Source organism: Streptomyces sp. OR43, from assembly GCF_008042275.1.
In the GTDB taxonomy this organism is placed as follows: Bacteria; Actinomycetota; Actinomycetes; order Streptomycetales; family Streptomycetaceae; genus Streptomyces.
This window is the reverse complement of the sequence record NZ_RDBK01000043.1, coordinates 4,619,464-4,629,483: the sequence shown is the minus strand read 5'-3', so window position 1 is coordinate 4,629,483 and position 10,020 is coordinate 4,619,464. Positions and strand designations below refer to the sequence as shown.

At 73.5% G+C, this 10,020-nt stretch carries 11 protein-coding genes; 7 read left to right on the top strand and 4 right to left on the bottom strand.

Annotated features, from left to right (window positions below; all coding sequences use genetic code 11):
- The first annotated feature begins 98 nt into the window (after positions 1–98).
- The gene (locus EAO72_RS42605) at positions 99–197 is read left to right on the top strand and encodes an SHOCT domain-containing protein (RefSeq protein ID WP_222724148.1); all 99 of its coding nucleotides are present in this window, start codon (positions 99–101) and stop codon (positions 195–197) included.
- 35 nt (positions 198–232) lie between these two features.
- Here the strand turns inward: EAO72_RS42605 and EAO72_RS39890 are convergent, their stop codons facing one another.
- The 3 genes from EAO72_RS39890 to EAO72_RS39880 all read right to left on the bottom strand — a co-directional run bounded on the left by EAO72_RS39890 (position 233) and on the right by EAO72_RS39880 (position 2,989).
- Positions 233–937: a 2-phosphosulfolactate phosphatase gene (locus EAO72_RS39890; protein ID WP_148021864.1), complete on the bottom strand. Its 705-nt coding sequence runs from the start codon at positions 935–937 to the stop codon at positions 233–235.
- A gap of 94 nt (positions 938–1,031) precedes the next feature.
- Positions 1,032–2,072 (bottom strand): serine hydrolase domain-containing protein, encoded by a 1,041-nt coding sequence (locus tag EAO72_RS39885; RefSeq protein ID WP_148021863.1) that lies wholly within the window; start codon positions 2,070–2,072, stop codon positions 1,032–1,034.
- Positions 2,069–2,989, bottom strand: coding sequence for an IclR family transcriptional regulator (locus EAO72_RS39880; RefSeq protein WP_148021862.1), 921 nt, complete (start codon positions 2,987–2,989; stop codon positions 2,069–2,071). Before EAO72_RS39880 ends, EAO72_RS39885 begins: the two co-directional genes overlap by 4 nt.
- A 54-nt stretch (positions 2,990–3,043) precedes the next feature.
- On the opposite strand from EAO72_RS39880, the gene EAO72_RS39875 reads away from it, so the two are divergent.
- From EAO72_RS39875 to EAO72_RS39855, 5 genes are read left to right on the top strand one after another with little or no spacing between them, the layout of a single operon-like run.
- A complete protein-coding gene (locus tag EAO72_RS39875) occupies positions 3,044–4,618 on the top strand; it encodes an ABC transporter substrate-binding protein (RefSeq protein WP_148021861.1) in 1,575 nt (524 codons plus the stop codon).
- Entirely contained in the window at positions 4,618–5,598 is a 981-nt protein-coding gene (locus tag EAO72_RS39870; protein ID WP_148021860.1) for an ABC transporter permease, read from the top strand. Before EAO72_RS39875 ends, EAO72_RS39870 begins: the two co-directional genes overlap by 1 nt.
- Positions 5,595–6,503, top strand: a complete 909-nt coding sequence (locus EAO72_RS39865) for an ABC transporter permease (protein WP_148021859.1) — start codon at positions 5,595–5,597, stop codon at positions 6,501–6,503. The genes EAO72_RS39870 and EAO72_RS39865 overlap by 4 nt, the downstream gene beginning before the upstream one ends.
- Positions 6,500–7,327 (top strand): ATP-binding cassette domain-containing protein, encoded by an 828-nt coding sequence (locus EAO72_RS39860; RefSeq protein ID WP_148021858.1) that lies wholly within the window; start codon positions 6,500–6,502, stop codon positions 7,325–7,327. Before EAO72_RS39865 ends, EAO72_RS39860 begins: the two co-directional genes overlap by 4 nt.
- Positions 7,324–8,142, top strand: a complete 819-nt coding sequence (locus EAO72_RS39855; RefSeq protein WP_148021857.1) for an ATP-binding cassette domain-containing protein — start codon at positions 7,324–7,326, stop codon at positions 8,140–8,142. The genes EAO72_RS39860 and EAO72_RS39855 overlap by 4 nt, the downstream gene beginning before the upstream one ends.
- 53 nt (positions 8,143–8,195) lie before the next feature.
- On the opposite strand, the gene EAO72_RS39850 is transcribed toward EAO72_RS39855, so the two are convergent.
- The gene (locus EAO72_RS39850) at positions 8,196–9,158 is read right to left on the bottom strand and encodes an ROK family protein (protein ID WP_187285363.1); all 963 of its coding nucleotides are present in this window, start codon (positions 9,156–9,158) and stop codon (positions 8,196–8,198) included.
- A gap of 41 nt (positions 9,159–9,199) precedes the next feature.
- Here EAO72_RS39850 and EAO72_RS39845 point away from each other — a divergent pair, with 41 nt between their 5' ends.
- Positions 9,200–10,012 (top strand): creatininase family protein, encoded by an 813-nt coding sequence (locus tag EAO72_RS39845; protein WP_187285362.1) that lies wholly within the window; start codon positions 9,200–9,202, stop codon positions 10,010–10,012.
- Positions 10,013–10,020 lie beyond the last annotated feature (8 nt).

Sequence of the window (10,020 nt, the reverse complement as noted above, 5' to 3'; positions counted from 1 at the left end):
CACCGCCTGCTGCGCGCCCTCGCCGCGTCGGGCTACGCCGAAGCGGCCACCGGCGGCAGCTACCGGCCGGGGCCCCGGCTCAGAATGCGCAGGAGATCATGGACCTCCTGCGGCAGCTCGGCGAACTCCGCGACGCGGGCGTCATCTCTCCCGCCGACTTCGAGGCGAAGAAGGCCGACTTCCTCAGCCGGCTCTGACCCCACGGACGCCCCGGCGCATCCGCACCAGTCCGTCAGACCGGGTTGTCCTCCCCGGTCAGCGGCGGCATCGCGTGGGGACGCAGAACCATGAGCGAGCCCTCCTGGGCCGCCACCATGGCGAACGGGAACCGGTCGAGTTCCAGGCAGAGTTCGACGTCATCGGGGTGAACGCCTTGGCGCACCCCGTCCGTCAGCTCGGTGGCGGCGCGTGACGCGGCACCGCGGCGGAGGAACTCGGCAGCGTCCGGCGCGGTCCCGTCGGCCCGTCCGGCGATGTACTGCGCGCAGGCGAGGTCCTCGTCGGCCTGCCCGTCCTCACCGGTGACGACGAACGTGACACGGTCGCTCCCGCGCGCCCGCAGGAGCCGGGCCGTTGCCTCCGCCACGACGAAGCCGGCGCACAGCACCAGCCCGGCGTCCTTCACCGCGAGTGCGCCGACCGTCCCGGCCGTGGTCTTCTGCACCACGGTCCGGCCGCCGAGGTCGGCGGACCTCAGCAGCCCCGGCGAGTTGACGGCGTCGAACCCCGGCGCGGGCGGGCCGTCCTTGAGCGCGACCCAGTCCGGGTGTTGCGCCTTGAGCGCCAGGGCTTCGTCCAGTGACCCGGCGAGCACGATCCTCTCCGCCCCTCGGGCGAAGGCCCAGGCGGCCACGGTGTACGCGCGCATGACGTCGACGACGACCGCTACCGGGGGGACTTCGGTCAGCTCGGCGATGCCGAGGAATTGAGTCTTCATTCACGTCATGATCACGCATGCCGGGTCCGCGGCCCCCGGAGAGTGCCGCGCATCACAGCAAACGTCTCGGCATGCGGAATCGCGGGCCGCCCGCTCACGCCCCGATCGTGTGGAAGTCCCGCCGCAGCTCCGCGAATCCGCGTTCCTCGCGGCTGGGATGGACGCGGTTCGTGAGCAGGATGGCGTAGCGGCCGGCCTCCGGGTCGATCCACAGGCTCGTGCCGGTGAAACCCGTGTGCCCGAACGACGCCGGGCCGAAGCTCTCGCCCACCGGCGAACCGACCGGGTCCTGGCCCTGCCAGGCCAGTGAGCGGCGCAGGTTGAGGTGGTCCGTGCGCGGGGCGGTCATGACGGTGAGCGTGTCCGGCCGCATGAGCGGCGGGCCGCCGGCGAGCAGACAGCACGCGAGCCGTTCCAGGTCCGCGAGGGTGGCGAAGAGGCCCGCGTGCCCGGCGACGCCGCCGAGTACCGCGGCGTTCTCGTCGTGCACCTCTCCGACGACGGTCCGGCCGCGCCAGGGGCAGGCTTCGGTGGCCACCGCGCGGGCGCGGCCCGCGGGACCCGGCCGGAATCCGGTGTCGGCCAGGCCGACGGGGGCGCTGACGAGGTCGGTCATCAGGTCGTCCAGGCCCTGGCCCGTGGCCTGTTCGGCGATGAGGCCGAGCAGGATGAAGCCCTGGGAGGAGTACGTGACACGGGTTCCGGGCTCGGCCGTGCGCGGCAGCGGACCGAGCGCCGTGAGCAGCGACTCGCGGGTGGGGTGCTCGCGGTAGAGCGGGACACCGCCCGGCAGTCCGGAGGTGTGGTCGAGGAGCTGGGCGATCGTACGGGCGGCGTGCGGGCTGTCGGAGTAGCGGGCGAGGTGCTGCCCCACGGTGTCGTCGAGGCCGAGCACTCCCCGGTCCACGAGGGCCATGACGACCAGGCCGACGATCGGCTTGGTCACCGATGCCAGGTCCCAGAGGTCCCGTCCGTCCAGAGCCGGTCCGTCGAGCGCGCGGGTACCGGTCCAGCCGCGGTCGTACGGCCCCGAGGCGTCGCCCAGCGACCAGGCGGCGCCGGAGAAGAGGCCCCGCGTCCGGCCTTCGTCCAGGAGTCCGCGCCGGGCGGCGGCATGGCGGGTGTCGGCGCTCACCGGGTCTCCCCCGCCTCTTCGAGTCCGCTCACCGGCGTGGTGGCGCTTATCCGGCCGCCGGCGGGGCGCTCCGGGACCAGTCCCAGCCGTACGCCGGGCTGTGCGGCCAGGCTCGTCGACACCGCGGCGGCGGCGGAGGCCACCATCGGCCCGTAGAGCCGCGCGGTCGCTTCGTCGAGCGTGAAGGCGAGTCCGGTCAGTACCAGGGCGCCGACCGCGTGGCCCGTCGCGTCGCGCACCGGGGCGGCGAGCGCGCGCCGGTCGAGCCAGGCGTCGCTGCCGTCGAAGGCGTAGCCGTCGCGGGCTGCCGCGGCCAGGGCCTCGCGGGTCGTGTCATCGGCGGGTACGCCGTCGGGTCCGGCCGACAGGAGTGCGCGCTCCTCGGCCGGCAGAGCGGCCAGGAGGGCGAGGCCGGCCGCTCCGGCGGTCACGTGCTCGCGGGAGCCGGGGCTCAGATCGAGCCCGAGTCCCTGTGCCGGTGCGCGGACGTCGAGATGGATGACGGAGCGGTCGTCACGCACCGCGTAGGAGGCGAACAGACCGCTGCGTACGCGGAGTTCGTCCAGGACCGGGCCGACCCGGCGCAGCACGGCGTCGTCGGCGAGCGCGCCCGCGGCGAGCCCGAGGAGCCGGGGCCCCGGCCGGTAGCTGCCGCCGGTGGCCGCTTCGGCGTAGCCCGACGCGGCGAGGGCGCGCAGCAGGCGGTGCACGGTCGGTTTGGCGAGTCCCGTCCGGCGGGCGAGGTCCGCCAGACGGTGTGGCGCACCCGGGGCGGCGAGGGCGGCCAGCACTTCCATCGCTTTGTCGACCGGTCCGGGCGCGGGCGGAGCCGCGTCCGGACCCGGGCCTTCGGACACGGCGGCTGACGCGGCGGCAGGAGGCTGCTGCTGCGGACGACTGTTGACCGGTTTCCCCATGTGGCCTACCTTACCCGAACTGCATTCCATTCACCGGAACGAGCGTGTTGTCCAATGGAACGAATATGTGAAGGGGGAGGCGGCCCGCGCGCCGGGTACTCCCGCCGGTCGGCGCTGCGCCTGAGCGGTCTCGCGGTGCCCGCCCTCATCGCCCCGGCCCTGCTGACCGGATGCGGAGCGCCGTCCGCGGCCTCCGCCGGCAACGTGCTGCGGGTCTCCCAGACCGGGGACCCCAAGACGATGGACCCGCACAAACAGGGCGACATGACGTCGATGAACGCCCTGATCAACATGTTCGACACGCTCACCACGCGGGGCCGCGACAACTCCCTCCAGCCACGGATCGCCGTGTCCTGGAAGGCCGTCGGGCCGAAGGTGTGGCGGTTCGAGCTGCGCCGCGGCGTCACCTTCCACAACGGCGAGCCGTGCGACGCCGAGGCGGTCCGGTTCAGCATCGAGCGACTGCTCGACCCCGCCACCAAGTCGCCCATCGTGGAGCTGCGTTACGTCGAGCGCGTCACCGTGGCCGACCGCTACACGGTGGATGTGCACACCTCGGTCCACGATCCGATCCTGCCCGCCAAGCTCTCCCTGTTCGGCGGCGTCGTCGTACCCCCGCGCTACCTGGCGAAGGTCGGCGACGAGGGCTTCGCCGCACACCCGGTCGGTACCGGCCCGTTCACGTTCCGGCGCTGGCAGCGCGACCACGAACTGCGCCTGGCCGCCTACGACCACCACTGGCAGGGCCGCCCGCACGTCGACGAGCTCGTCTTCGTGCCCGCCCCCAACTCGTCGTCCGCGCTGGCCGCCCTGCAGAGCGGCGGCGTCGACATCGTGGCGGGCATGACGCCGGACGCCGCCCAGCAACTGGCCGGGTACCCGGGCGTGCGGATCGACCATCACACCGGCATCCGCACCTCGTACCTGTCGCTCGACACCCTGACCGAGGGGCCGTTGCGCGACCGGCGCGTACGGCAGGCGCTCAACCACGCGGTCGACGTACCCCTGCTGATCAAGGCGGTGCTCGGCGGAAACGCCACCGAGGTCCCGGCGATGATCCCGCGCGGCGCGTTCGGTTTCGACACGTCCGTGAAGCCGTACGAGCGTTCGCTCGCGAAGGCCCGCGCACTGCTTGCCGGGGCCGGGCATCCCGACGGCATCAGCACCTCGATCACCGCCTCCAATCTGGACGCGAACGTCGCCGAGGCGATCTCGGGCCTGCTGGCCCGCGCCGGCATCCGCGCCAGGGTGAACCTGCTCGACCCGGGCACGTACTCCCAGCGCCTGACCTCCTCCAACCACGGTGCTCTCGGCCCGATGTACCTGGCCGCGTCCACCGTCTGGACCATGGACGGCGAGAGCATGCTCCAGTCGAACGTGCGCAGCGACCGGCGGCAGAGCCGCTGGCACAACGAGCGCGCCGACCGGCTCGTGGACCGCGAGGAGCTGTCCGTGGATCCGGCCGTGCGCCGCCGCGCCTTCTCCGAACTTCAGCAACTGATCAAGGACGAGGCGCCGTTCGTGCCCCTGTACCAGATCGACAACATCTACGTGCACAACACCCGGCCGAGCTGGACGCCCGGCGCCGCAGGGGTGCTGGACATGGCGAGCGCGAAGGTGGCCGTGTGATGAGCCAGACCCTGACCGCGCCCGGTGTGCGGGTCACCGGCCCCGGCCGAGCGTGGACCGTGCTGCGGCCCGCGGTCTCCCGCCTGGGCACCGCGCTGCTGGTGCTGCTGTGCACCGCGACCGTCGCGTTCTTCCTGGTCCGCCTGTCCGGCGACCCGGTGAAGGTGATGCTGCCGCCCGATGCCACCGCTCAGCAGGAGAACGTGCTCCGGCACAGCCTCGGCCTGGACCGGCCGCTCGTCACGCAGTACCTGGACTATCTGTGGGGCCTGCCGCGCTTCGACTTCGGCAACTCCCTCTTCTACAACCAGCCGGTCCGCTCGGTCCTCGCCGACCGCATCCCGGCCACGCTGCTGCTCGCGGCGGGCGCCCTCGTGGTGACGCTGGTGATCGCTCTGCCCGCCGGCACGATCGCGGCGATGCGGCGCGGCAAGGCTGCCGACCGCGGGGTCATCACGGCCGTCCTGATCGGCCAGTCCACACCCGCGTTCTGGGTGGGCATCCTGCTCATCCTCGTGTTCGCCGTCGGTCTGCACGCGCTCCCCGCCTCCGGATACGGCACCTTCGCGCATCTGGTCCTGCCGTCGATCACGCTGGCCGTCTACTCGGTCGCCGTCGTCGCCCGGCTGCTGCGCTCCTCGCTGATCGACGTGCTCGGCTCCGACCACATCCGTACGGCCCGCGCCCGCGGCCTCGGCCCGGTGCGCACGGTGCTGCGGCACGGGCTGCGCAACGCGTCGCTGCCCGTGGTGACGGTCGTCGGTCTGGAGGTCGGCAGCCTGCTCGGCGGCGCGATCCTCACCGAGCAGGTCTTCTCCTGGCCGGGTGTCGGCCAGCTGACCGTGCAGGCCATCGCCAACCGCGACTTCCCCCTGGTACAGGGCACCGTGCTGCTGTTCGCCGCCACGTTCGTCGTGGTGAACCTGCTCGTGGACCTGTCCTACGGCCTCCTCGACCCGAGGGTGAGGAACTCCCGATGACCACCACCACCGCCCCCGCAGCCACCGCCGCCGCTCCCGCTCCCGCCTCTGCCGCGCCGTCCGTGCTGCGCTCGCTGCTGCGCAACCGGCTCGCCGCCGTCGCCCTCCTCTTCCTCCTCCTGATCGTCGTGTGCGCCCTGTTCGCACCCCTGATCGCTCCCGCGGACCCGGGCGCCCAGAACCTCCTGGGCCGGCTCCGGCCCCCCGCCTGGCAGTCCGGCGGCAGCGCGGACCACCTCCTCGGCACCGACCAGCTCGGCCGCGACCTGCTCTCCCGGGTCATCTACGGCACCCGGGTCTCGCTGCTCGTCGGCGCCGGAGCGGCGCTGCTCGCCGGGGTCATCGGTACCGTCGCCGGTCTCGCCTCCGGCTACCTCGGCGGCTGGACCGACCGGGTCGTCATGCGCGTCGCGGACGTCCAGCTCGCCTTCCCCGCGATCCTGCTGGCGCTCGCCGTCGTCGGCTTCGTCGGCTCGGGCCTCGGCTACGTCATCCTCGTGATCGGCATCACCGGCTGGGTGTCGTACGCCCGTGTGGTGCGCTCCGAGGTGCTGTCGCTGCGCACCCGCGACTTCATCACCGAGGCCCGCGCGATCGGTGTCGGTGACCGGGCGATCATGCGCCGGCACCTGCTGCCCAACGTCATGGCCCCGCTGGCCACGATCGGCACCCTGCACATCGCGTCGGCCATCGTCGCCGAGGCCTCACTGAGCTATCTGGGCCTCGGCGTTCCGAAGGAGACGGTGACCTGGGGTGGGATGCTCTCGGACGGTCAGCTCTACCTCGGCACGTCCTGGTGGATCGCCGTCTTCCCCGGCGTCGCGCTCATGCTCACCTCGCTGTCCATCAACATTCTGGGCGACGCGCTGCGCGACGTCGCGGACCCGAAGGCGTACCGCCGATGACCGACTCCGCACAGACCCCGCCGTCCGCACCCGTCCTCGAATTCCGTGACCTGCGCGTCGACTTCGCGCTCGCCTCCTCGACCGTGCACGCGGTGCGCGGGGTGAGCTTCGCGGTGAACTCCGGCGAGACCCTCGCCGTCGTCGGCGAGTCCGGCAGCGGCAAGTCGGCCACCGCGCTGTCCGCACTGCGCCTCAACCCCGAACCGCCGTGCGTGTACGCCGGAGGGCAGGTGCTGCTCGACGGCACGGACGTACTCGCCCTGCGCGAGAAGGAGTTGCGCAAGGTCCGCGGGGCGCGGATCTCCATGGTCTTCCAGGACCCGATGACCAGCCTCGACCCCTTGCAGCGGGTGGGCGACCAGGTGTCCGAGGTGCTCCGGCTGCACGGCGACCACACCCGCGCCGAAGCCCGCCGGGCGGCGCTGACCGCACTGGACGAGGTCGGGATCCCCGACCCGGAACGGCGCTACGGCCAGTACCCGCACGAACTCTCCGGCGGTCTGCGCCAGCGCGTCATGATCGCTTCCGCGCTCGTGGCCCGCCCCAGCGTCCTCATCGCCGACGAGCCCACCACGGCGCTCGACGTGACCGTGCAGCGGCAGATCCTGGAACTGCTCGTGAGCCTCCAGCGACGCCACGGCATGGCGGTCCTGCTGATCACCCACGACCTGGGCGTCGTCGCCGAGACCGCCGACCGGGTCGTCGTCATGCGGCACGGCGAGGTCGTCGAGACCGGCGACGTGCAGCAGGTGTTCACCCGTCCCGCCGCCCCGTACACCCGCGATCTGCTGGCCGCCACTCCCCGACTGGAGCCCGTCGCATGACCACGAACCCGCTGCTGGAGATCGACGGACTGCGCAAGGAGTTCCCCGGCCGGCCGCCGAGCGTCGCCGTCGACGACGTCTCCCTCACCGTCCGGGAGGGCGAGACCTTCGCCCTGGTCGGCGAGTCCGGCTGCGGCAAGACGACGCTGACCCGGCTGCTGCTGCGGCTGCTCGAACCCACCGCGGGCCGCGTACGGTTCGACGGCACGGACCTGCTGGCGCTGAAAGGCGCCGCCCTGAAGCCGCTGCGCCGGCAGATGCAGGTCGTGCTCCAGGACCCGTACTCCAGCATGAATCCGCGGATGCGGATCGCCGACATCGTCGGCGAGCCGCTCGTCACCCACGAGGAGTGGGCGCGCGGGCGGCGCGGCCGGGCCAGGGTGCGCGACCGGGCCGGCGAACTCCTGGACTCCGTCGGCCTGGACGCGAGCATCCTGGACCGGTATCCGCACGAGTTCTCCGGCGGTCAGCGCCAGCGCATCTCCATCGCCCGGGCCCTGGCCCTGGAGCCGCGCCTGGTCGTGCTCGACGAGCCGACGAGCGCGCTCGACGTGTCCGTCCAGGCGCGCGTCCTCGACCTGCTCGCCGAGCTCCAGGAACGCCTCGGGCTGACCTACTTCTTCATCTCGCACAACCTGGCCGTCGTCCGTCAGATCGCCGACCGGGTGGCCGTGATGCGCCAGGGCCGCATCGTCGAGTCCGGCACCGCCGACCAGGTGTTCACCGCGCCCGAGGACGCGTACACACGACGGCTCCTGGACGCCGTTCCGGTGCCCGACCCGCGCCGCCGGATCCCGGGGAGCGTCCCGGCATGAGCCGCGTACCGGAGCACGCGGGCCGGGCCGGAGCCGGCCCGGCCGGCTCCTGGCTAGAACCGGGGCGCCGACAGGACCAGGCCCGCAGCCCCGAGCAGCGCACCGGTGTCCGCGGGCTCGCCGAGCACCACGGTGGGGACCTCGCCGCCGCCGAGCACATCGGCGCGCAGCCGGGACTCGACCAGCGCCCGGAACGGCTCACCGCCGTCGAGCGCCTCGCCGTGCAGGACGAACAGTCCGCACGCGAAGAGCTGCTGGACGGTGGCCAGGCCGAGCACCAGGTTCTCCGCGTACCGCGCGACGAGACCGGCGGCGGCCGGGGTGCCGGACGCCGTCAGGGCCGCCAGGGTGGCCGCCTCGGGGGCGAGCCCCTGCTCGGCGGCGCGCTCGCGCAGCCAGCGGGTCGTCGCCACGGTCTTCCAGCAGCCGCGCCGGCCGCAGGTGCAGAGCTCGCCGCTCGCGGTGACCGTCATATGGGCGCCGCTGCGACCGCCGGCCGGGGCCAGCACCTCGCCCTCGTACAGGATGCCGACGCCGAGGACCTCACCGGTCGCGACGGAGGCGAACGAGCGCCGGCCGCGCCCCCCGCCGAACCAGCGGTCGCCGAGCACCTGGACCCGTGCCCGGTGCTCGACCCGCACCGGGACGCCGGTCAGCTCCGCGAGCCGGTCGGCCACCGGGTAGCCGCGCAGCGCCGGGGCGTCGTTCACCTCGATGATCCGGCCCGCCGCCGGGTCGACCACACCGGCGGCGGCCACGCCCACGCCGAGCAGGTCCTGCCCGGCGAACACGGCGGCCGCCTCCCGCAGCGCCGCGTCGACGACGGCCGGGTCGGCGCTGCCCGCGTCGAAGCGGGCCCGCGTCCGCTCCCGGACGGCTCCGGCGCGGGTGAGCAGCGCGGCACGCACCAGTCCGGGCAGTACTTCGGCGGCGCCCAGCACACCGACGTCCCGACCGGCCGGCTCCTCCGGCTGCGGATCGGGTACCAACCGCAAAGGAATACGTTCATGCGCCATGCGCCGACTCTGTCATGCCCCCGGACCGGGGAGACAGCGGCATGACCCACCGCAATCTGACCGAGGCCACCTGGCGCGAGACGCGGGCGACGGCGGCGGCCGGCTCGATCGCCGTCCTGCCGATCGGCTCGCAGGAGCAGCACGCCGAGCACCTGCCGATGGGCACGGACACGATGCTCGCCGATGCCGTCGTCTCCCGGGCCCTGGCCCTGCTCGACAAGCGGGCCGCCGCGGGCGAGGACGTGCCCGGTCTCGTACGCCTGCCGACGCTGCCGTACGGGCACAGCCCGCACCATCTGTTCGCGGCGGCGCTGACCCTGTCCGCGCCGGTGCTCGGCCTGGTCCTGGACGAACTGCTCGACTCGCTGGCCGCCTGCGGCTACCGCCGGGTGCTCGTCGTCAACGGACACGGCGGCAACGACGAGATCATGCGCCTGGCGGTCAAGCGGTTCGCGCTGCGCGCCGACGTGACGGCGGCAGCCTGCTCGTACTGGACGCTCACGGATACCGGCGAGCCCGAGGCGGACGCGGACAGCCCGGACGAGGGCCACGCCGAACTGGTACCCGGACACGCCGGCTGGTTCGAGACGTCGCTGATGCTGGCCGCGCAGCCGGCGCTGGTACGCGGCGAGCGGGCCCGGCCCGCGCCGGTCGAGCCGCCTCCCCTGTTCGACAGGCCGCCCTATCCCGGGCTGACCGTGGAGCGGCACGGCGAGTGGGAGCGGGTGGGCGGCGCCACCGACGACGCGGCCGGCGCCGACGCCACGCGCGGTGAGCGGCTGCTCGACCGGCGCGCCCGCGGCCTGGCCCGCGCGGTCCTCGCCTTCGACGCCGCGTCGCGCCCTCTCGCCTGACCTGCCAT